This window comes from Streptomyces sp. NPDC012474 (assembly GCF_042955185.1).
GTDB lineage: Bacteria > Actinomycetota > Actinomycetes > Streptomycetales > Streptomycetaceae > Streptomyces > Streptomyces cahuitamycinicus.
The window spans coordinates 380348-401294 of sequence record NZ_JBIBEP010000004.1; the positions used below are offsets into that span (position 1 = coordinate 380348).

Sequence of the window (20947 nt, forward strand, 5' to 3'; positions counted from 1 at the left end):
CCTTCGCTCGCCCTTCTGTTCACTCCGCCTATGGTGGAGCCCGCTAAGGAGCCGCCGTGTCCGTCCCCGCCACGCCCCGAGGGGCCGCAGCCCCGCCCGGTCAGCCCAGGAAAGCCGCGACCGCCGCCTGGATCGGCAGCGCGCTGGAGTACTACGACTTCTTCATCTACGGCAGTGCCGCAGCGCTGATCTTCCCCGAGGTGTTCTTCGACGAGTCGGACCCGGCCACCGCGACCCTGCTGTCGCTGGCCACGTTCGGCGTCGCGTACGCCGCCCGCCCGGTCGGCGCGCTGGTCCTCGGCCACTTCGGCGACAAGCTCGGCCGCAAGAAGATCATGGTCTTCACGCTGATGCTGATGGGCCTGTCGACGTTCCTGATCGGCTGTCTGCCGACCCGGGACCAGGTCGGCACGCTCGCCCCGGTCCTGCTCGTGCTGTGTCGGGTGCTCCAGGGCATCTCGGCGGCGGGCGAACAGGCCAGCGCCAACTCCATGACGCTGGAACACGCGCCGCCGGGCCGGCGCGGCTTCTTCACCAGCTTCACCCTCAGCGGCACGCAGGGCGGCCAGTTGCTGGCCACGCTGGTCTTCATCCCGGTCGCCGCGATGCCCGAGGACCAGTTGCTGTCCTGGGGCTGGCGGGTGCCGTTCTGGCTGAGCGTCGCGGTCGCCGTCGTCGGCTACGTCATCCGCCGCAAGCTGGACGAGACCCCGGCCTTCGCCCAGCAGGCCGCCGAGCAGGGCGTCGTCAAGATGCCGCTGGTGGTGCTGCTGCGCGAGCACTGGGCGGACGTGCTGCGGGTGATCGCGGGCGCGCTCATCGCCTCGGTCAGCACCATCTTCACGGTGTGGGCCCTGGCCTACGCCACGAGCGACGCGGTCGGCATGTCGCGCACCGCCATGCTGTGGGTGGGCGCCCTGGCCAACCTCGTCGCACTCGCCGCGATCCCGCTGTGGGCCACCCTGTCCGACCGGATCGGCCGCCGACCGGTGTACCTGATCGGCGCGGCCGGCAGCGCGGTGACGATGTTCCTGTACCTGTGGGCCGTCTCCACGGGCTCGTACCCGCTGACGTTCGTGCTGGGCATCGTCTGCTTCGGCGTGGTCTACAGCGCCGCGAACGGCGTGTGGCCCGCCTTCTACGGAGAGATGTTCACGACCCGGGTCCGGCTGTCCGGCGTGGCCATCGGCACGCAGATCGGCTTCGCGGCGGCCGGCTTCGCGGTAACGTTCGCCGCGCGGATCGCGGGACCGGGCGGCGACGACTGGTCGGCGGTGGCCCTGTTCACGGCGGCCCTGTGCGTGCCGCCGGTCATCGCCGCGCTGTCGGCCCGCGAGACACACCGGGTTCCGACGGAGGCGCTCGGCCTGCACCCGGCCCGGGCGACCACGGAGCCGGAGAAGGTGACGGCCTGAGCCCGGACCACTCTCCGCCGGGTCCTCGCGGGCCCGGCGGGTCTCGTCAGCTGTTGGACCAGGCCCGGCGGCACAGCACCAGGCGGTAGCCGTCGGGGTCCTCGATGGTGACGCCCCATTCGTTCCAGTAGGGGTTGGGGGATTCGACCCGCTTGCCGCCGTGCCGCTCCAAGCGGGCGATCAGGTCCTCCGGGACCGGGGCGTCGGCGTAGACGACCAGCAGATCCTCCTCGGTGGGGCGGGGCTCCACCGGCCGGGCCGGCTCATGCACGAGCTCCAGATGCCAGTCGGCGTCGGGCCAGCCGAGCATCAGCAGGTCGTGGTGACCCGGTGCGGATCCGCCCTCGGACCGCCACACGACACTCAGCCCGAGCCCGTCGCGCCAGAACCGCTCGGCCGCCGCGAGGTCACGGGAGGGACGGGCGATCCGGATGTGACTGCGACCGTTCACGGGCATGGTGACCTCTTCTCGTGGCGTCCTGGTCTGCTGCGGCGGCGACCCGCCTCGCAGCTTAGGAAGCCGGCCGTCGCCTGACATCGGCCATCGGTCCTGCGACCCCGAACCTAGGCCTTGGCGTGCACGAGCTGGATCAGGCTGCCGTTCCTGCGTGATGTTGCCGTTCCTGCGTGATCACGAATGGTTCCTGCACGAGGATGGGGTCTGAGGCGGTCCGGTCGGGGTATGCCGGTTCTCACCTCGACGAGCGCGACGGAGGATGAGCGATGGCACAGCTGCGGCAAGAGGTCGACCCGGGCGAGGCCGGGCTGGATCCAAAGGCGCTGAGCCGCCTGGACCGGCACTTCGCCGGTCTCGTCGAGGAGGGCCGGCTGCCGGGCTTCCTCGTGTCCGTGGCCCGCGGCGGACGCGTCGCCCACCTCACGACGCACGGCCTGCGCGACATCGCGGCCGGGCTCCCCGTCGAGCCGGACACGCTGTGGCGGGTCTACTCCATGACGAAACCGGTCACCGCGGTCGCCGCGCTGCTGCTGGTGGAGGAGGGCCGGCTGTCACTGGACGACCCGGTCGCCGACCACCTGCCGGCCTTCGCGAACCCCCGAGTCCACATCGAGGGCTCCGGGGCCGACGTCAGAACCCGCCCGGCCACCGGCCCCATACTCGTCCGGCACCTGATGACCCACACCTCGGGCCTGACCTTCGGCTTCTACCACACCCACCCGGTGGACGCCCTGTACCGCGAGGCCGGCCTGGAGTCGTCGGTGCGGCCGGGCGCGGACCTGGCCGAGACGATCGAGTTGTACGCGAGTCTGCCGTTGCAGTTCGAGCCGGGCACGCAGTGGAACTACTCGGTGGCGAGCAACGTGCTGGGCCGGCTCGTCGAGGTCGTGTCGGGGCAGCCGCTCGACGTGTTCTGCGCCGAGCGCATCTTCGGCCCGCTCGGCATGACGGACGCGGGGTTCCACGTCACGCACGAACAGGCGCCCCGGCTGTCCGAGATGTACGGGGAGAAGGAGGGCGGTGGCATCGAGCGGATCGCCGGGCTGCCGCTGCGCGGCGGCCGGCCGCGGTTCCTGTCCGGCAGTGGCGGCATGGTGGCCTCCGCCCACGACTACCACCGCTTCATGGAGATGCTGCGCCGCCGGGGCGAGCTCGACGGCGTGCGCCTGCTCGCCCCGCAGACCGTGGACCTCATGACCCGCAACCACCTGCCCGGCGGCGCCGATCTGCGGGCCTTCGGCAGCAGCCCCGCCCACGACGAGCCCGGCAACGAGGGGCTCGGCTTCGGCCTCAACTGCTCCGTGGTGATCGACCCGTCCCGCACCCTGGTGCCGTCCGGACTCGGCGCCTTCGGCTGGAGCGGCGTGGCCACGACGACGTTCTGGGTGGACCAGGGCCGCGACCTGACGGTGCAGTTCATGACGCAGGTGCGGCCCAGGACCTCCCACACGGTCTTCCAGGACCTGAAGAAGTTCGTCCACGAGGCCGTGTCGGGCTGACCTGCTCTACCGGTCGACGCGGAGTGTGAACTCGACGCCGTCCCGGGCGAGTTCGCTCAGCCACTGTTCGGACCGTGCCGCCGTCCCGGCGGCCCGGTTCAGGCCCGGCGGCAGGGAGCCGTCCAGGACGTGGCGGACGCCCAGGGCGAGGGTGCGCGAGACGCAGCGGGCCATCGCGCTCTCCCGCGCGTCGCCCACCAGGTCCAGGAGGTAACCGCCCGCCCAGGCCCGGCCGGTCCCGGCCCGCACGTCCAGCGACACGGCGAGGACGACCCGGTCGCGGTCGTCGTCCGTGGTGGGGTACGCGGCGGCCAACTCCTGGGCCAGGGCGGTGATCCGCGCGACGTCGCCCCGCTTCAGCTCCTCGAAGACGCCGTCCCAGGCGCGCAGCCAGCCCTCCAGACGCAGGGTGCCGCGGACGAACGTGCGCGGTGTCCAGGCGTCCGGCAGTCCGTACTGCGCGACGAAGGGGACGCTGTCGCGGTTGGGGTACACCTCGAAGGTCTCCCCGTCGACGACGTGCCGCCGGGTCGCCTCCCACGGGCGGCCGGCCACCGTCTCGGCGCCGCCCTCGATGTAACGGGCCGGGGAACGCAGGGCGTTGAGGACCCCCATCGGTGCCCAGCTGAACCGGTACGTGAAGTCGTTCGGGACGGCCGGGACGCCACCGCAGTACGAGGTGAGGCTGTACGAGGCGGGCGTCTCGTCCCCGATGGCCTCCCGCGCGCGGGCGACGAGGGCGTGGGCGAAGAGATGGTCGATGCCCGGGTCGAGCCCCGCCTCGGTCAGGACGACGACCCCGGCCTTCTCCGCGGCGGGCACCTGGTCGAGGACCGCCTGGGACACATAGCTGGAGCAGGCGAAGTGCGCGCCGAGCCGGACGCACTCGGCGAGCAGCGGCGCGTGCTCCGGCGCGGGCAGCATGGAGACGACGACATCGCCGGGCGCCAGTTCGGCGGCGAGGGCGGCCAGCGTGTACGCGCGGGGCTCGGCCCGACCGGCGAGGCCCAGCCGGTCCAGGGCGTCGGCCGCGCGGTTCTCGGTGCGGTGCCAGAGCCGTACGCGCTCGGCGGTGTCGCACAGGGCGGCCAGACCGCTGCCCGTGGACAGGCCGGCGCCGATCCAGTGGACGGTGCCGCTCGCGGGGACCGGGTCAGTGGTCAAGGGTCTCCCCCTGGTCGAGCCCGTGTTCACGGCATGCCTGACGGAACCGGTCCAGACAGCGTCCCCAGGGCCCGGTGACGCCGAAGTCGAGCAGGTGGGGCAGGAGGGCGGCGGAGAAGTCGGCGCTGGACTCCAGCGGCAGCAGGGAGGGCAGGTTGTCGATGGCGATCAGGTCGAGCGGCGGGTCTTCGCGCAGCCGGTGGACGGGCTCGTCCCAGTCGGTGGTCTCGTCGTACACCGGAAGGACGTTGAGCGGGGAGCCGACGTCGCACGTGACGTCGCACAGGGTGCGCAGGCGGCGGCCCGGGGTGTCGAGGTCCTGCTCGCGGAGGAAGGGCGGGACGGGGCTGGTGGCGAGCACCGCGTTCACCATCACGTCGTGCTCCAGCAGGGCGCGGCGGTCCACATCGCGGGTCTCGGCGAGGTCCCAGCAGGTCGGGTCCGCACCGGCGGTGGCGAAGGCCGTCCGGGCGCCGCGGCCGCTGCGTCCCAGGGCGCCGATGACCAGGCCGGTGAACTGGGCGTCGTCCGCGGCGGGCTTCAGCGTCTCGTCCAGGGCCTCCTTCGTCGTGGGCGTCAGCGGTGCCCGCAGCCGGCCGCGGTGCTGGAGCACGGCGAGGGCCGCGCCCAGGTAGCCGGCCCAGAACCCGAAGGCGGCGAGGCGCCGCCCGGTGTCGTCGACCAGGTACTCCAGGTCGAACAGCGCCCCGCCCCCGGCGGCGAACCGGCGCAGCAGGCCGGCCGCCCCGGGCTGGCCCTTGTAGGCGTGGCCGAAGGAAATGTGCCGGTGCGTCAGCTCGGCCGGTTCCTCGGGCAGTTCCTTCAGGCCGAGCACGACGGTGTCCGGCGGGGCCGTCACCCAGGAGCCGGCGGGCGCGACACGGCAGCCGGCCGCCTCGTACTCCCCGGTCGGGAAGACCCGCTGCGGGGAGTCCTCGACGGTCAGTGCCACTCCGTGCTCGACGAGCCGCCGGGCGTCGTCGGGCACGACCGGCGTACGCCGCTCGGTCGTTCGAACCTCGTGGCGCAGCCACAGATGGAGCTCGGTCATACCAGGTGGGCCTCCGGACGTGAGGCGCCGGCCGCTGAGGGCCGGCGCTCAAGGGACGGACGTCCCCGCAGCGTACGCGGCCCGCCCGCGGGTCGCGTACGAATGCGCCCAGGTCACGTCGAGGGGCTCCGGATCCGCCCCGGCGTCTCAGGAGGAGCTGACCACCGCGTCGAGGTGGGGCAGGTGGTGGTCGAGGCGCTCCCGCTTGGTGCGCAGATAGGTGATGTTGTTCTCGCACGGCGGGATCAGCAGCGGTACCTGCTCGGCGACCTCGATGCCGTGGTCCACCAGCGCCTCGCGCTTGCGCGGGTTGTTGGACATCAGGCGCACCGACCGCACGCCGAGGTCCTCCAGGATCCGGGCGGCGACACCGTAGTCGCGGGCGTCGACCGGGAGGCCGAGGGCGAGGTTGGCCTCGACGGTGTCCAGACCCTCCGCCTGCAGGGCCATCGCGCGCAGCTTGGCGAGCAGGCCGATGCCGCGGCCTTCATGCCCTCTGAGGTAGACCACGACGCCGGCGCCCTCGGCGACGACCGCGCGCAGGGCGGCGTCGAGCTGGTCGCCGCACTCGCAGTGCTGGGAGCCGAAGGCGTCACCGGTCAGGCACTCCGAGTGCAGCCGGATGAGGACGTCGTCCGTGCCGATCTCTCCGTAGACCAGCGCCACCTGTTCGTCACCGCGGTCATGGTCCAGGTAGCCGACCGCCTGGAATTTCCCGTACACGGTGGGCAAGGGCGCATTCACGACGCGTTCCACGCCGGTCCGCTGCGCCGACTTCTTGCCGAGTACGCCAACTTTTTCTGTCATGATTCTCGAGTTCCTAAGCAGAGACGAAAGGCCGTGACGTTATGAGTGATCTGGTGCCGGCGGACACCACGGAAGACGTACGGACGCGGGGCGCCGATGTCTCACGGCAGGTCGCGGTGCTTCCCGTGGGGAGCTTCGAGCAGCACGGTCCGTACCTCCCGCTGGCGACCGACACGCTCGTCGCCTGTGCCGTCGCGCGGGAGATAGCCGGCGCGTACCCGGTGCACCTCCTTCCTCCGGTGACGATCTCGTGCTCGCACGAACACGCGGCCTGGCCGGGGACCGTGAGCATCTCCTCGGTGACCCTTCATGCGGTGGTACGGGACATTGCGGCTTCGCTGCGCCGGTCCGGCGTCGACGCCCTGGTGGTGGTCAACGGGCACGGCGGCAACTACGTGCTGGGCAACGTGGTTCAGGAGTCCTCCGCGCGAGGCGAGCGGATGGCGCTCTTCCCGGCCGCGGAGGACTGGGAGGCGGCGCGCGAGCGGGCGGGGGTGGTCACCTCGCTGCTCACCGACATGCACGCGGGGGAAATAGAGACCTCCATCCTTCTGCACGCTCATCCCGAAATGCTCCGTCCCGGTTATGAGACTTCCGATTTCGTCGCTGACGACCGGCGTCATCTGCTCACCCTCGGCATGTCCGGCTACACCGATTCCGGTGTCATCGGTCGTCCTTCGCTGGGTTCGGCGGAAAAAGGGAAGGAACTCCTGGCGAGCCTGGCGGATTCCTTCGGGGCGTATTTCTCGATGCTGACCTCCGACGCGTAGTCAACCTGCGGCGCGGACTCGGGTTCCGGGGCCTGTGCGGTGGCCCGGGGCCCGGCCCGCAGGCCCGCGTACCAGCGCGCGACGAGGACGATCAGACCGGGCAGGCTCGCCACGAGGCTGAGCACCCCGTAGACGACCGCGACGGCCAGTCCCCGGCCCGCGCCGAGCCCCGCGGCGCCGAACGCCCAGGCGGTGACGCCCTCCCTGGGCCCCCAGCCGCCGACGTTCAGCGGCAGCCCCATCGCCAGCAGGGCGAGGACCGCGAGGGGCAGCAGGACGGCAACGGAGGCGGCGGCCCCGGCGACCCGGGCGGCGAGTACGAACATCGCGACGTAACCTGCCAGCACCACCGCGGAGGAGACGACCACTCCGGGCCCGTTCCGACGCGACAGCAGCCCTTCGCGGGCCTCGGCGAGGACCGCGCGCAGCCTGCGGCCGCGGGCGGAGGGGGCCGGGCGGTTCATGCGCAGGGCGAAGACGACGGCGAACGCGCCCAGGACGGCCAGGGCCGCCGGCGGGGCGATGTGCCGGGCCTCGTCCAGTACCGGGGACGGCATGACCAGCAGGACGACGGCACCGACCGCGAACAACGCGATCTGCCCGGCGGTCCGTTCGAGGACGACGGCCTTCACACCCCGCCGCAGATCCCCCTCGCTCTGCCCGTGCCGCACGGCCCGGTGCACATCGCCGAGGACGCCGCCGGGCAGCGCCGCGTTCAGGAACAGCGCGCGGTAGTAGTCGGCGACGGCGGATCCGAACGGCAGCCGGATCCTGAGCCCCCGGGCGACGATCGCCCACCGCCACGCGCTGCACACGGTGGTGACGAGCCCGATGCCGAGCGCGAGCAGCAGCGACACGCCGTCGATACGCCGCAGCCCGTCCAGGAAGACGCCGGTACCGAGCCGCCAGAACAGCACCGCCAGGATGGCGATCCCGGCGATGGTGCCGAGATGCGTACGGACCGCCGGAGTGCCGAGCCGGGCGAGAGCGCCACGGATCGGGCCGCGCGGAGAAGCACCGGCGCGGTCCTGGGCGGGCGACGACGTACCGGTGCCGTTCGGGCCGACAGAACCGTCGCCGCCGAAGCCGGGGCTGTCCGTGCCGGCGCTGTCCGTGCCGGTGTCGGTCGGGGCGGTGTCGGTGGAGCCGTCACCTCCCAAGCCGACGCCGTCCGTGCCGCCGTCGATCCGGGCGGTGCCGCCCAGGCCGGTGCCGTTCGGGCCCGTGCCGTTCGGGCCCGTGCCGTTCGGGCCTGTGCCGTTCGGGCCCGTGCCCTCAGGGGCGGGCGACGACGTGCTGTCGGCGGCCGGCGGCGGGACGGCGGCCGGCCGGGCCGGGCCGGCCGGGGTCGAGGCGGCCGGGGTCGAGGCGGCCGGGGTCGAGGCGGCGGGGGCGCTCCTGTCGCCCGCGGCCGGACGCGGCACGGCCGCGTCCGCCCGGGCCGTGCCCGCCGTACCGGACACCGGCACCACACGGGTGCCGCTGCCGGTGGCGGGACGGTTCTCGGTGGGCGTGGTGCGCGAGCGCGTTCCCGTCGCCTGGGGGGTCATGACGCTCCGTCCACCGGACGGGACAGGGCCAGGAGGTCGACGTGGTGGACGGTGACGCGCAACTCGCCCGCGGCCAGGGCCGCCAGCCGCTTGGTCAGGTAGACGTCGGCTTCGGCCCGCAGCTCGGGGCGCTCCTCGACGGCGGCGCCGATCCAGCCGCGCAGCCACTGCTCGGTCAGCGCGGCCTGCTCGGAGCCGAGCCGCCAGGGGCTCGGGTGCAGCCGCACGGTCGCGCCGTGCTCGGAGAACGCCTCGGCCGCCGCCGTGACCGCGTCGGGGCCGAGCAGGCCGTCGCGGCGCTGGTGGTCGTTGAACGCCTGGGCGAGCTCCGCGTCCAGCGGGTGCGACGGGGTCAGTTCCACCCGCCCCGCGACGGACAGCGTCAGCAGGGCGGGGCAGCCGGCTCCGGCGCACGCGGCGGCGAAGGTGTCGATCTCCTCGCGGGTGAGGACGTCCAGCAGGGCTGACGCCGTGACCAGGGAGGCGCCCTGCAGAGCGTCCGGTGTGAGTCGGGCGATGTCACCGCGCCGCGTCTCGACGGAGACCCGGCTGCCGTCGGCGGCCGAGCGCGGGGAGGCGACGGCCGCGAAGTGCAGCAGGTACGGGTCGCGGTCGTGCAGGATCCAGTGCTGGGCGCCGTCCAGGCGGGGCGCGAGCCAGCGGCCCATGGAGCCGGTGCCGCAGCCCAGGTCGTGGATGACGACGCCGCCCGGCTTGCCCGGCAGGTTGGCGAGCCGGATCCGCAGCGGGTCGAGCAGGTCGTGCGCCCGCGCGGCGGCATCGGCCGGCTCCCGCAGCTCCAGCCACTCGGGCGCGTAACGGGGCGGATCGTCCGGGCCCGCCTCACGCAGCTTGACGGTCGGCCGCGAGCCGGGCTTGCCACTGGGGCCGGCACCGGGGATGACGCCCCCGGGGGCCTGCCCCGGGCCGAACTCGATGCTGGAACCCAGGCCCGGAACCACGCCGTCCGTCACTCTCCTGACCTCCCTGGGCCCGGGCTGCGCCGGGATCGCCCCGCTCTGCTGGGTCGTCGTCGCCGGGTTCGTCATGCTGACCTCCGGGGTTCGGTCGGGAGCCGGCGCAGCACCGCAGCCAGGCTCTGTGCGGTCGTCGCCCAGCCGCCGAGGGCGGCGCGGCGGCTGCGGGCGGCGGCCTTCAGCCGGCGTCGTACGTCCGCCTCGCCGAACCAGCCGCGCAGTTCGGCGGCGATGGCGGCGGGGTTCTCCGGCGGGACGAGGATGCCGGGCACGCCGCCGTCGGGCGCGCGGCCGACCGCCTCCGGGAGCCCGCCGACGTCCGTGGCCATCACCGGGATGCCGCGTGCCAGGGCCTCGGTCACCGCCATGCCGTACGTCTCGGCGTACGAGGTGAGGACCATCAGGTCGGCGGTGGCGTAGCTGGCGTCGAGCGCGGGACCGGACTTCGGCCCGGTCAGCTCCAGCCGGTCCTGCAGGCCGTGCCGGGCGATGAGGGTCCGCAGGTGGGCGACGTACTCCGGATCCTGGGTGAGCGCGCCGACGCAGACGCAGCTCCACGGCAGGTCGCGGACCATGGCCAGCGCCTCCACCAGCCGGTGCTGGCCCTTGCGCGGGGTCACGGCGGCCACGCACAGCAGGCGCGACACACCGTCGGTGCCGGGCGCGAGCGGCGCGATGTCCGCGCCGGGGGCCGCGACGTGGACCCGCTCGGGCGGAAGGCCGTGGTGGGCGACCAGGCGGCGGACCGCCCAGTCGCTGGTGCCGATCACCGCCGGCACCGCCCGCAGCACCGTCCGCTCCTTGGCGTCCAGTTCGGCGGCCACGGCCGCGTCCAGCCCTGTCTCGTCGCCGAGCGGGAGGTGGACGAGGACGGCCATGCTCAGCCGTTCCGCCTCGGGCACCACGATCTCCGGCACGCCGCAGGCCACCAGCCCGTCGAGCAGGACGGCGGCCCCGTCGGGCAATGCGCTCAGGGTGCCGGCGAGTTCCGCGCGGGCGTCGGCCCCCGGGCTGGGCCAGTCACCGGCCACGACGTGCTTGGTCACCTGCCAGCCGAAGCCGGGCAGGTCCAGGCACACCCGCCGGTCGTAGGCGTTGCCGCCGCTCGGCACCGCCGGGTCGTCGACGCCGCCCGGCAGCACGAAGTGCACGGTGCGCAGGGACATGGGGATGATCTCGGCGTTCTTCAGGGAAGCGTGCTGCACGGGAACATAATTCAGCCGCGCCGGCGCCGGACCCATGTGCTCGGGCCGCTCGATGGTCGTGTCGGTCACAACGCACGCTCGAAACTCGCCCAGGCGATGTGCGACTCGTGCAGCGTGACGGTGAGGCCCGCGATGCCCTTGGCCCCCTCGCCCAGCGCCCCCTTGTGGATGCGCTCGGCGAGCCGGTCGGCGATGACCTTGGCGAGGAACTCCGTGGAGGTGTTGACTCCGGCGAAGTCGGGCTCGTTGTCGAGATTGCGGTAGTTCAGTTCGCTGACTACCGCGCCGAGTTCCTGGGTGGCCAGCCCGATGTCGACGACGATGTTGTCCTCGTCCAGCTGCTCGCGCCGGAACGTGGCGTCCACGAGGAATGTGGCCCCGTGCAGGCGCTGGGCCGGTCCGAAGACGTCGCCACGGAAGCTGTGGGCGATCATGATGTGATCGCGGACGGTGATGCTGAACAACGGACGACCCTCCAGGTGCGGCGCGTCTGTTCCCCGCTCTCGGGTGCCGGGGATGCCGGGTAGTACGGCTCGTTGCCTTCCCCTGTTCAGCCTTCCGTACGTCTTTTCTCAGGTCAGGCGCTCTTGTCGTGGCGAACTCGTACCGGATGGAACGAATCGTCAGTCGATCCGTCCATCGCTCTCGTCGTATCGGACACGGTGGCACAGCGCGGGGACCTCGCCGGAGACCAGCTGGGGCAGCACGTCGGGCAGGTCCTCGAAGGCGGATTCGCCGGTGATCAGGGCGTCGAGCGCGGGGTCGGCGAGCAGGTCCAGGGCGACCGCGAGCCGGTCGGCGTAGGTGCGGTTGGGCCGGGCCGGGGACACGGTGCCGACCTGGCTGCTGCGGATGACGAGCCGCCGGGAGTGGAAGGCCTCACCGAGCGGGAGGCTGACCTGCCGGTCGCCGTACCAGCTGAGTTCGAGGACGGTCCCCTCGGCCGTGAGGAGTTCCAGGGACCTGGCGAGGCCCTGTTCCGTGGCGCTGGCGTGCACGACCAGGTCGCGGTCCCCGTCGGCGTCCTGCGGGGTGGCGAAGCCGACGCCGAGCGCCTCGGCGATCTTCGCGCGGGACGGGTCGGCGTCGACCAGCTGGACGCGGACGCCGGGGAACCGGGCGAGGAGAGCGGCCACCGAGCAGCCGACCATGCCGCCGCCGACCACGGCGATCCGGTCGCCGACCAGGGGCGCGGCGTCCCACAGGGCGTTGACGGCGGTCTCCACGGTCCCGGCGAGCACGGCCCGTTCGGCGGGCACGGTGTCCGGGACGGGGGTGACGGCTGTGGCCGGTACGACATAGCGCGTCTGGTGCGGGTAGAGGCAGAAGACGGTGCGGCCGGTGAGTTCCCGGGGGCCTTCCTCCACCACGCCGACGTTGAGGTAGCCGTACTTCACCGGGCCCGGGAAGTCGCCCTCCTGGAACGGCGCGCGCATGGCGGTGTGCTGGCTGACGGGCACGCCGCCGCGGAAGACGAGCGTCTCGGTGCCGCGGCTCACGCCGGAGTACAGCGTGCGGACCAGCACCTCGCCCTCGCCGGGCGGCGGCAGGGTGACGTCCCGGATGCCGCCTCGCCCAGGCGAGTCGATCCAGAACGCCCGTGCGGTGTGCTTCATCGAAGTCCTCCTGAACGATCGGGAAGCTGCTTGCGTACCGAGGGGTGCACAGGCCGCGCACAAGGTAGCGGCGTTGATCGACTCTGTCACACGGCCGGAGGGTGTTCGGTGGCCCTGAACAACACGTACGACGCGAGGCTCCAGCAGGAGACCGCCCTGGGGGCGGGGGTGCAGGTTCTGCTGCTGGCCCTGATCGGCACGGCGATCGGGATGGGGCCTGCGGGCTGGCTGACCGGCCTCGCGTTCGCGATCGCCACCTGGGCGGTTCTCTCACGGGCCCTGCACCGCTCCCGGCTGCGCTCGTTCGGCGCGGCGAACCGGGTCACCCTCGGCCGGGCCACCCTCGTCGGCGGGGTCACGGCTCTGGTGGCCGACTCCTTCCAGAGCTCGCCGCCCGTGTCGCTGTTCGTCGGTCTGACGGCGGTGGCGCTGATCCTCGACGGCGTCGACGGCAAGGTCGCCCGCCGCACCGGCACTTCGTCCCCGCTGGGCGCGCGCTTCGACATGGAGGTCGACGCGTTCCTGATCCTGGTGCTGAGCGTGTACGTGTCGATGCAACTGGGCCCGTGGGTGCTGCTGATCGGTGGCATGCGGTACGTCTTCGTCGCCGCCGCGCGGGTGTGGCCCTGGCTGACCGCCGCGCTCCCGCCGAGCACCGCCCGCAAGACGGTCGCCGCCCTCCAGGGCGTGCTCCTGCTGGTCGCGGGCGCCGATCTGCTGCCGTACGCGGGCAACTTCGGCGTGGCGGCCCTGGCCCTGGGCCTGCTGGTCTGGTCGTTCGGGCGTGACGTGCTGTGGCTGTACCGGACCTCGCGCGTCGAGGAGCCGGTGGCGCCCCGTCAGGTGCGGGAACTGGTCGCCGGCTGACGGCGGGCACGGCAGGGCGGTCATTCGTCGAACCGCCCGCGCGCCGCCTCGATGTGACCGAGGTACCGGTGGGTCCAGCCGCAGATGGCGTCGACCGTGGCCCGCAGGGCCCGGCCCGGCTCGGTCAGGGTGTATTCGACCCTGGGCGGCACGGTGGGGTGCACCTTCCGGTCGACCAGGCCGTTGCGCTCCAGCATCCGGAGGTTCTGGGTCAGCATCTTGTGGCTGACGCCCTCGACCTCGTCCCGTACTTCGCTGAAGCGCAGGGTGCGTTCGCCGAGGGCCTCGATGATCAGAAGCGCCCATTTGTTGGCCACGTCGGAGAAGATCTCCCGCGCAAGGGAGTCCGCCCGCCGCAGATCCGCGTTCTCGGGCAGGTCCCTCAGCTGCTTGGTCACCATCTGGTTCCCCCGTTACCGAAAAGTGCGTTCTTCCAGGTAGGCGGTCACTCTCCTACGGTTTCCCAGTAACCGCAAGAGAGCACGGGTTCGTGCTCGACGGAAGGACACCGACTGTGACCACCATCGACCTCTACGACCACGGCATCCCGGCCGAGAGCCACTTCGGCTACGCGCAGGCGATCAGGTCCGGTGATCTGATCCATGTCTCCGGGCAGCTCTCGTTCGACGAGGCGGGCGGCTTCCGCCCCGAGGACGACGTCACCGCCCAGCTGGAGCGGACCTACACCAACCTCGACAGGATCCTGGCCCACTACGGCGTGACGCGCGGCCAGATCGTGTCCCAGACGCTGTACGCGGTGGACCTGGTGCGGAACGCCGAGGTCGTGGCGAAGGCCAACCGGGCGTACTTCGGGGCCCACCGCCCGGTCAGCACGGCCCTGGGCGTCACCGAACTGACGTTTCCCGGGCAGCTCGTCGAGATCAGCTGCGTGATCGACACGAAGCTGCCCGCTTGAACGGGCCGGTCAGCGACCGCGTTCCGATGCCGACCCCTGAACGGGCCGGTCAGCGACGCGTTCCGGTTCCGACCAGGGTCCTCTCGTACGGGTCGAGCAGCACGCCCCGCACCTTGGTGGAGACACCGGCGATGATCCGCTGGTGGGCCAGCGGCACGACCGCGTCCGTGCGGAGGATCGCCGCCTCGGCCGCCATGGCGGCGTCCTGCCGCTCTCCGGTGCCATCGGTCCCGACGGCCTCGGCGACGGCCCGGTCGGTCTTCTCCTCGCACAACCGGGCCAGGTTGTAGCCGCCGTCGCAGGTGTAGTCGCTGCCGAGGACACCGACGGGATCACCGGTGTCCAGGAGGCTGTTGCGGGCGCCGATGAACGCGTCGAACTTCCCGGCGAGCGCGTCGCTCTCCAGCCGCGAGTACTCGCGCACCTCCAGCCTCACCGTGAATCCGGCCTTCTGGAGCTGCTGTTGCACGACCTGGGCGACCTCGGGCAGCTCGGGCCGGTTGTCGTAGGTGGCCAGGGTGATCGACGTGCCGTCGGGCCGGGTGGCCTTCGCGCGGCCGGCCGGCTTCACGCGCTTGCTCGCGGCCCAGGTGACGGCGGGTCCGAAGAGGCCGGCACCCGGGTCGGCGTACCCCTCGAAGACGCCCTTGACGAGGGCGGTGGGCGCGATCGCCGTGCGGGCGGCGGCACGCAGCTCCGGGTTCTTGAAGGGCCCGGTCTCCGTGTTGAGCTGCAGGCTGGTGGTCCGGGTGGTGCCGGCTTCCCTGAGGGTGGCCTTGTCGAGGGTTGCGGCCTGGGCGACGGGGATCGCCTCGGCGATGTCGACGTCGCCGGTGCGGACGCCGTTGGCGCGCGCTGTACCGTCCTTGACGAACCGTACGTCGATGCCTGAGGCGTGGGCGAGGCCGTCCCAATAGTCGTCGTAGCGGTCGAGGCCGGCGGAGGTGCCGCCGTTGACCTCGGTGATCTCGAAGGGGCCGGTGGCGGTGCCGACCGGGGTGGGGTTGCCCTTCTTCTCGTACGCCTTCGGGGAAAGGATCGCCAGGCTCGGACCGGCCAGCCGCATGGGCAGGACGGGGTCGGGCTTTCGGGTGGTGACGCGGAGGCCGTGCTCGCCGTCGGCCTGCGCGTCGAGGGTGACGCCCGCGAGGGCGGCGGGGGCGGGCTCGGCCTTGGTGGCGTGGGTGAGCGCGGCGGCCACGGCGGCGGGCGTGACGTCCGTGCCGTCCTGGAAGGTGGCCTCGCGCAGGGTGAACCGCCAGGTCCGGTCGCCCTCCCGGAGCCAGGACCGGGCGAGCGCGGGAGCCGCGGCACCGTTGGCGTCCAGGGCGGTGAGTCCCTCGGTGACGCCGAGGCGGCTGAGCAGCGTGGCGTCGGCTCCGTACGGCGAGAAGTTCTCGGCGGGCGGGAAGGCGAGGGCGACGCGCAGCCGCGACCCCGCCGGCCCGCCCGCCGACGAGGACTGCCCGCCGGGGGACACGAAGCAGCCGGCCAGACACGGCGCGAGGGCGAGGGCGGTGAGAAACCGGAGGCGGCCCTTGATGCTCTGAAAACGCACTTGCACAGCATATGCATCAACTGGAACAGGCCGGTCAGCCGGGTGATCCAGGCCGGCGCGCCTTCGAATCCCGTATGGAGTACAAGATTTGACATGGATGCAGACCACTCCTTAAACCTATCCACATGACATCCATTTTCAAAAAGGTGGGGCGGTCGTGAGGGTCGCGTTCGTCGGCAAGGGCGGCAGCGGCAAGACCACACTGTCCGCACTCTTCTCCCGCCACCTGGCGCGCTCCGGCGCACCGGTCCTCGCCATCGACGGCGACATCAACCAGCACCTGGCCGAGGCGCTCGGCGGCACGGAGGAGTCCGCCCCTCCCCTGGGCGCGCACGTGCCCGAGATCAAGACCATGCTGCGGGGCGACAACCCCCATATTCCGTCCGCCGAGGCGATGGTCAAGACGACCCCGCCGGGCCGCGGTTCCCGTCTCCTCCGCCCGCTCGGCGACGACGAACTGCACACACGGCACGTCGGCCGGGCGGGCGGCGTCCCCCTCATGGTGACGGGCGAGTTCGACGAGTCGGACCTGGGCGTGGCCTGCTACCACTCCAAGCTGGGCGCGGTGGAGCTGTACCTCGGCCACCTGCTGGACGGCCCCGGCGAATACGTCGTGGTCGACATGACGGCGGGCGCGGACGCCTTCGCGTCGGGCCTGTTCACCCGCTTCGACATGACGTTCCTGGTGGCGGAACCCACCCGCAAGGGCGTGTCCGTGTACCGCCAGTACCGAGACCACGCGGAACAGTTCGGCATCCGCATCGCGGTCGTCGGCAACAAGGTGACCGGCGAGGACGACCTGCTCTTCCTCAAGAAGCAGGTGGGCGACGACCTCCTGACCCACCTGGCGCACTCCCCCTGGATCCGCGCGGCGGAACAGGGCCGGACCGGGTCCGGCCCGGACGCACTGGCGTCACTGGAGCCGCACAACCGCCACGCCCTCACGGTCCTGCGCGAGGCAGTCGACTCCCACCCCCGCGACTGGGACCGCCTCCACCGCCACGCGGTCGAGTTCCACCTGCGCAACGCCAACGCCTGGGCGGACGCGCGTACGGGCCAGGACCTGGCGGCTCAGGTGGATCCGGACTACGTGCCGGGCAGCGGGGCGGGCGTCTGATCCAGGAAGGCCGCCAAGGCCGTCACGAACGCACCCGCATCGTCCCTCCACGGAAAGTGCCCCGCTCCGCTTTGCACGACGAGTTCCGCCTGCGGGAACAAGGCGGCGTACTCCTTCATGACGCGCACGGGCGCGGCGATGTCGTACTCCCCGGCGAGAACGAGCACCGGTGAGGGCAACTCGGCGAGAGCGGCACGTGTGGCGCCGGGGTCGAAGGCTCCCTCGGAGGCGTACAGGGCCGCGGCCTGGTCGTTGCGCTGCTGCTGCTCCGCAGCGCGGAACTCCCGCGCCTCGTCGTCCCACCGGCCGAACCAGAAGGGGGCGACGGCGTCCCAGTCGGCGGGCTTCGCACGGCCGGAAGTGATCGCTTCCAGGGACGCCTGCGCCAGGGCGAACCACGGTTCGTCCCGACGCAGGCGGGCCGTCTCCAGCCGGTCCTCGGCGGTGATGCCGAGGCCGACGGCGAAGACGCTGGGCGTGATGAGGGCCAGCCGGTTCACGCGGTCCGGACGCCGGGCCGTGTACAGGAGGGCCAGGTTCGCTCCGGCGGAGTGCCCGAGCAGGTCGAGCCGCTCCAGGCCCAACTCCGCACGCAGCGCCTCGACGTCGCCGATCTGCCGGTCACAGCGGTACGACGCCGGGTGCCTCGGCAGCGTGGAGCGGCCCGTGCCCCGGAGGTCCAGCCGGATCAGGGTGCGATGGGCCGTCAGGCCGCCGAGGTCCCCCAGGTACACGGAGTCCTGCATGGGGCCGCCCGGGAGGCAGACCAGGGGTGGTCCGTCGCCCGTCACGTGGTAGGCCAGGGTGGTGCCGTCGGGTGCGGTGAAGGCGGGCATGGGCGCGACCTTGTCAGGATGTGGCGTGCTGGACAACGGGGTTTCCGTCGGGGCGACGGTCCCCGCCCATCAGGGCGTTCCACTATTCGATCCCCGTGGCATCGAGCAGCCGGACCACGTCCTTGCGCCCGTATCCGAGCATTCGGGCACGGCCAGCGGCCATCAGTACCAAGTGCGCGACGATCTTCGCCGCGTATCCGTCCTTGCCGTCCGCGTCGAACCATTCCTGGGGCTTTTCGACACCGAGGCTGTTCATCACCAGCCCGTGTTCACGGCGGACCTCCGCGACCGTGCCGGCGACCGCGTCCAGGAGCGTCTTCCCCGGCCGTTCGCACTCCAGGGCGAGGCACCCCCAGTCGACCGGCATGCACCCCTGCGGGGGGGCGCGCCCGCAGTCCCGCGTACCTCTCGTCCTCGAACCCGCAGGCCCGGAACTCGTCGTGCACCAAGGAGAACCGATGGAACCCCGGCGGCACCGGAGGCGGTGGAGGCGTGTACTCCCACCCGGCGTCCTCGTACAACTGCCGCTTCACCTCTTCTTCGTCGGCATGCGTCACGGTGAAGCCGTTGGCCTCGTTGCGCCCGGTCGTCGTGCCGTCGGGGTTGCGGTGGAAATGCAGGCCCATGGTGTGCTCCCGTCACCGTGCTGAGAAGTGGACGACAAGTCCCGTCACCAGCTCGAACGGCCCGCAGGCCGGGCAGGTGCCCGCCCCTCGAAGCACCATCCGATCGCGTGAAAAGGGCCGCTGCGGGAACTTGCCGGCGCAGCCGGACGGGCGGTTGTTACGCTCCCCCGATGAGGATCCCGGGCCCCGCAGAGATCCGGGCGCTGCACGAGAAGTACGCGCCCACCACCGAGGCGTTCGCCCTCGTCCACACGCACTGCGAGATCGTCTGGGGGATCGCCGAACAGCTCCTTGCCGCGCCCCACCTCGCTCATCTCGACGCCGAACTGGTCCGCGCCGGCTGCCTCCTCCACGACATCGGCGTCTACCGCCTCTACGGGGACGACGGACGACTGGACCACCGCAACTACATCCGGCACGGCCTGCTCGGCCAGGAGATCCTCGAAGCGGAGGGCTTCCCGGAGGCCCTCAGCCGCTTCTGCTCCCACCACACCGGAGTGGGACTCACGCGGCACGACATCGTGAGCCAAGGTCTGCCCCTCCCTCCCGGCGACTACGTGGCGGTGACGGCGGAGGAGAGGCTGGTGATGTACGCGGACAAGTTCCACACCAAGTCCCGGCCGTCGGCGTACCTCTCCCCCGACGAATTCGCCGCCCGCGTCCGCGGCTTCGGCGAGGACAAGGTGACCGCCTTCCAGGCCCTGCGCGCGGAGTTCGGCGACCCGGATCTCAGTGGGCCGGTGTCGGGCACCGAAGCAGGGGGAGGCGCCGCGTCAGCCGTCGTTCAGGGGTAGGGGTCGGGAAGCACGCGGGTTGCAGCCGACACCACCAGCACCGATGTCCGGCCTCACCTCTCGGGGAGGAAAGCGGCGCGGGAACCGGTCATCCCACCCGCTTCCACTCCTGACACCGATTGGTCGGCCCCGGCCGGGTGGGGCAGACAGGACATTGAGGGGGCTTCTGACCAAGCTCCTATCAGGTCATGTTCCACCTGGCCGGAGCCATGAAGAACGGGCCCCGTCAGCCGGACGGTACACCCGGAAGACAACCCAGCAGGGTGTCAGTCAGTGGCAGAGCCACGACCACCGGAACCCGCTACGAGTATCAATGTCAGTGGCTCGGCCTGATCTGCTCCTCGCGTCCGTTCACCCCGCACCGGACCGCGCGCGGACAGGACGAAGGACGCAGCCGAGCGGCGCCGCATTCGCCCCACGCGCCCGCGGCGCGATCACCGACCCGATGGGTTTCGTCCCATGCCTGGCCGTCTCCTCGAACTGCACGTCGAGAACTTCCGCAGCCTGCGCGACGTGACCGTGCCGCTCTGTCCACTCACGGTGTTAGTGGGCCCGAACGGCGCGGGCAAGTCCAACGTGCTGAAGGTGTTCGACTTCCTCGCCGACATCATCCGCACCGACCTCCAACCTGCTCTCGACACGCGCGGTGGGTTCGACGAGGTGGCCTTCTGGGGCGGGAACAAGCCGCCGACGTCCATGCGGATCCACCTCAAGGCGACCTGGACGACCAACTCCGCCCTCAACGCCCCGGACGAATACAACCTCACCATTCGGCGACGCTCCCTACCGGCGAACCGGGACGGCAGGCGACTCACGTACGCCCTTTCCCGTGAGGAGAGCTTCGCGTTCAAACGCAGGCAGGGGCGCGGACGGCGCATCACCATTCGAGTGAGGAAGCGCGCATCCTCGACGTGCGGGCGGGTGAGAGCAAGGACAGCGGCAGCTTCGGCATCCGGAGACTGAGCAGTGGCCTGTCCACGCTTCCCCGGCTCGGTCCTTCCGACGGCGGCGACGAGGTGACGCGGGTGGCCGATCGTCTCTCGTCATTCCGGGTCTTCGACGTCGACGTGGCGGCGGCCCGGCGCCCGACCCGCCTGCGCGGTACTGACTTCGGCACCCTCTCGCCGCACGCCGAGAACCTGGCCGGGTTCCTGATCCACCTGAGCGGCCGCGAGGAGATCTGGGACGACCTGGTCGCCGACGCCCGTACGGTCCTGCCACAGTTGGAGAACATCGAGGTCGAGGAAGTCGGCGGGGCGACGGACCAGCTGACCGTCGTACTGCGCGAGCGCGGCCTGCGCCGTCTGACGCCCCTCGCCGACGCCTCTTACGGGACCGTTCGCCTTCTGGGGCTGCTCGCCCTGCTGTACGACCCCAAACCTCCGGCGTTCACCTGCATCGAGGAGATCGACCATGGGCTGCATCCGCAGGCCCTGGAACTGGTCGTGCAGCGGCTGCGCGAGGCCGCCGAGCGGACGCAGTTCATCGTGGCCACCCACTCCCCCGCCCTCGTCAACCGGCTGTATCCGGAGGAGTTCGTCGTCTGCGACCGCGACGAGGATGGCGCGTCGATCATCCCGGCCCTCACCGTAGACGAGGTGAAGGAGATCGTTGAGGAGTCCGGTGAACAGCCGCTCGGGGAGTTGTGGTTCTCCGGGGTGCTGGGTGGCGACCTCACTGGGGGTGAACTGTGACTCCGAAGGCGCGGCAGAGCGGCGGGCG

General features: G+C 71.9%; 19 protein-coding genes and 2 pseudogenes. 8 read left to right on the forward strand and 13 right to left on the reverse strand.

The genetic code is table 11. The annotated features are described in order from the left end of the window. The first annotated feature begins 56 nt into the window (after window positions 1–56). Complete coding sequence (locus ACFY9S_RS12380) at window positions 57–1415, forward strand: MFS transporter (RefSeq protein ID WP_391126317.1); 1359 nt, start codon at window positions 57–59, stop codon at window positions 1413–1415. 46 nt (window positions 1416–1461) lie between these two features. On the opposite strand, the gene ACFY9S_RS12385 is transcribed toward ACFY9S_RS12380, so the two are convergent. Next, on the reverse strand, window positions 1462–1872 hold the full coding sequence (locus ACFY9S_RS12385; protein ID WP_391126320.1) for a VOC family protein: 411 nt from the start codon (window positions 1870–1872) through the stop codon (window positions 1462–1464). Window positions 1873–2138: 266 nt separating this feature from the next. On the opposite strand from ACFY9S_RS12385, the gene ACFY9S_RS12390 reads away from it, so the two are divergent. Continuing rightward, complete coding sequence (locus ACFY9S_RS12390) at window positions 2139–3371, forward strand: serine hydrolase (protein WP_391126322.1); 1233 nt, start codon at window positions 2139–2141, stop codon at window positions 3369–3371. 6 nt (window positions 3372–3377) lie between these two features. Here the strand turns inward: ACFY9S_RS12390 and ACFY9S_RS12395 are convergent, their stop codons facing one another. The 3 genes from ACFY9S_RS12395 to ribA all read right to left on the reverse strand — a co-directional run bounded on the left by ACFY9S_RS12395 (window position 3378) and on the right by ribA (window position 6393). Continuing rightward, on the reverse strand, window positions 3378–4535 hold the full coding sequence (locus tag ACFY9S_RS12395) for a saccharopine dehydrogenase C-terminal domain-containing protein (protein WP_391126325.1): 1158 nt from the start codon (window positions 4533–4535) through the stop codon (window positions 3378–3380). Further along, window positions 4525–5586 carry a saccharopine dehydrogenase gene (locus tag ACFY9S_RS12400; protein ID WP_391126328.1) on the reverse strand — a complete coding sequence of 354 codons (1062 nt, stop codon included), beginning with the start codon at window positions 5584–5586 and terminating at the stop codon, window positions 4525–4527. The genes ACFY9S_RS12395 and ACFY9S_RS12400 overlap by 11 nt, the downstream gene beginning before the upstream one ends. A 147-nt stretch (window positions 5587–5733) precedes the next feature. Continuing rightward, entirely contained in the window at window positions 5734–6393 is a 660-nt protein-coding gene (gene ribA / locus ACFY9S_RS12405) for a GTP cyclohydrolase II (RefSeq protein ID WP_102909159.1), read from the reverse strand. A 41-nt stretch (window positions 6394–6434) separates the two neighbouring features. On the opposite strand from ribA, the gene ACFY9S_RS12410 reads away from it, so the two are divergent. Beyond that, window positions 6435–7163, forward strand: coding sequence for a creatininase family protein (locus ACFY9S_RS12410; RefSeq protein ID WP_102909158.1), 729 nt, complete (start codon window positions 6435–6437; stop codon window positions 7161–7163). Window positions 7164–7318: 155 nt separating this feature from the next. Here the strand turns inward: ACFY9S_RS12410 and ACFY9S_RS12415 are convergent. The 5 genes and pseudogenes from ACFY9S_RS12415 to ACFY9S_RS12435 all read right to left on the reverse strand — a co-directional run. Continuing rightward, window positions 7319–8713 (reverse strand): annotated as a pseudogene (locus ACFY9S_RS12415) (lysylphosphatidylglycerol synthase transmembrane domain-containing protein); the annotation flags it as partial. After that, window positions 8710–9762: a methyltransferase domain-containing protein gene (locus tag ACFY9S_RS12420; protein ID WP_391126332.1), complete on the reverse strand. Its 1053-nt coding sequence runs from the start codon at window positions 9760–9762 to the stop codon at window positions 8710–8712. The gene ACFY9S_RS12420 and the pseudogene ACFY9S_RS12415, both read right to left, overlap by 4 nt. Next, a complete protein-coding gene (locus tag ACFY9S_RS12425) occupies window positions 9759–10964 on the reverse strand; it encodes a glycosyltransferase (RefSeq protein WP_391126335.1) in 1206 nt (401 codons plus the stop codon). Before ACFY9S_RS12425 ends, ACFY9S_RS12420 begins: the two co-directional genes overlap by 4 nt. After that, a complete protein-coding gene (locus ACFY9S_RS12430) occupies window positions 10961–11359 on the reverse strand; it encodes a 6-carboxytetrahydropterin synthase (RefSeq protein ID WP_102913000.1) in 399 nt (132 codons plus the stop codon). The genes ACFY9S_RS12425 and ACFY9S_RS12430 overlap by 4 nt, the downstream gene beginning before the upstream one ends. Window positions 11360–11518: 159 nt before the next feature. Next, entirely contained in the window at window positions 11519–12511 is a 993-nt protein-coding gene (locus tag ACFY9S_RS12435) for a zinc-binding alcohol dehydrogenase (protein ID WP_391126338.1), read from the reverse strand. Window positions 12512–12619: 108 nt separating this feature from the next. On the opposite strand from ACFY9S_RS12435, the gene ACFY9S_RS12440 reads away from it, so the two are divergent. Then, window positions 12620–13378, forward strand: coding sequence for a CDP-alcohol phosphatidyltransferase family protein (locus ACFY9S_RS12440; protein ID WP_102913002.1), 759 nt, complete (start codon window positions 12620–12622; stop codon window positions 13376–13378). A gap of 20 nt (window positions 13379–13398) precedes the next feature. Here the strand turns inward: ACFY9S_RS12440 and ACFY9S_RS12445 are convergent, their stop codons facing one another. Continuing rightward, window positions 13399–13779, reverse strand: a complete 381-nt coding sequence (locus tag ACFY9S_RS12445; RefSeq protein WP_102913003.1) for a helix-turn-helix domain-containing protein — start codon at window positions 13777–13779, stop codon at window positions 13399–13401. A gap of 113 nt (window positions 13780–13892) precedes the next feature. On the opposite strand from ACFY9S_RS12445, the gene ACFY9S_RS12450 reads away from it, so the two are divergent. Further along, the gene (locus ACFY9S_RS12450; RefSeq protein WP_391126343.1) at window positions 13893–14294 is read left to right on the forward strand and encodes a Rid family hydrolase; all 402 of its coding nucleotides are present in this window, start codon (window positions 13893–13895) and stop codon (window positions 14292–14294) included. Between the two features lie 49 nt (window positions 14295–14343). Here the strand turns inward: ACFY9S_RS12450 and ACFY9S_RS12455 are convergent, their stop codons facing one another. Continuing rightward, window positions 14344–15858 carry an ABC transporter substrate-binding protein gene (locus tag ACFY9S_RS12455; protein WP_391126346.1) on the reverse strand — a complete coding sequence of 505 codons (1515 nt, stop codon included), beginning with the start codon at window positions 15856–15858 and terminating at the stop codon, window positions 14344–14346. 151 nt (window positions 15859–16009) lie between these two features. On the opposite strand from ACFY9S_RS12455, the gene ACFY9S_RS12460 reads away from it, so the two are divergent. Further along, window positions 16010–16969: an ATP-binding protein gene (locus ACFY9S_RS12460; RefSeq protein WP_391126349.1), complete on the forward strand. Its 960-nt coding sequence runs from the start codon at window positions 16010–16012 to the stop codon at window positions 16967–16969. Here ACFY9S_RS12460 and ACFY9S_RS12465 read toward each other — a convergent pair. Both ACFY9S_RS12465 and ACFY9S_RS12470 read right to left on the reverse strand, forming a co-directional pair. After that, complete coding sequence (locus ACFY9S_RS12465) at window positions 16939–17805, reverse strand: alpha/beta fold hydrolase (protein WP_391126352.1); 867 nt, start codon at window positions 17803–17805, stop codon at window positions 16939–16941. The genes ACFY9S_RS12460 and ACFY9S_RS12465 overlap by 31 nt on opposite strands. Window positions 17806–17887: 82 nt before the next feature. Continuing rightward, window positions 17888–18172 (reverse strand): hypothetical protein, encoded by a 285-nt coding sequence (locus ACFY9S_RS12470; RefSeq protein WP_391126355.1) that lies wholly within the window; start codon window positions 18170–18172, stop codon window positions 17888–17890. A gap of 429 nt (window positions 18173–18601) precedes the next feature. Here ACFY9S_RS12470 and ACFY9S_RS12475 point away from each other — a divergent pair, with 429 nt between their 5' ends. Then, the gene (locus ACFY9S_RS12475; RefSeq protein WP_391126358.1) at window positions 18602–19225 is read left to right on the forward strand and encodes an HD domain-containing protein; all 624 of its coding nucleotides are present in this window, start codon (window positions 18602–18604) and stop codon (window positions 19223–19225) included. 459 nt (window positions 19226–19684) lie between these two features. Beyond that, a pseudogene (locus ACFY9S_RS12480) lies at window positions 19685–20919 on the forward strand (AAA family ATPase). Window positions 20920–20947 lie beyond the last annotated feature (28 nt).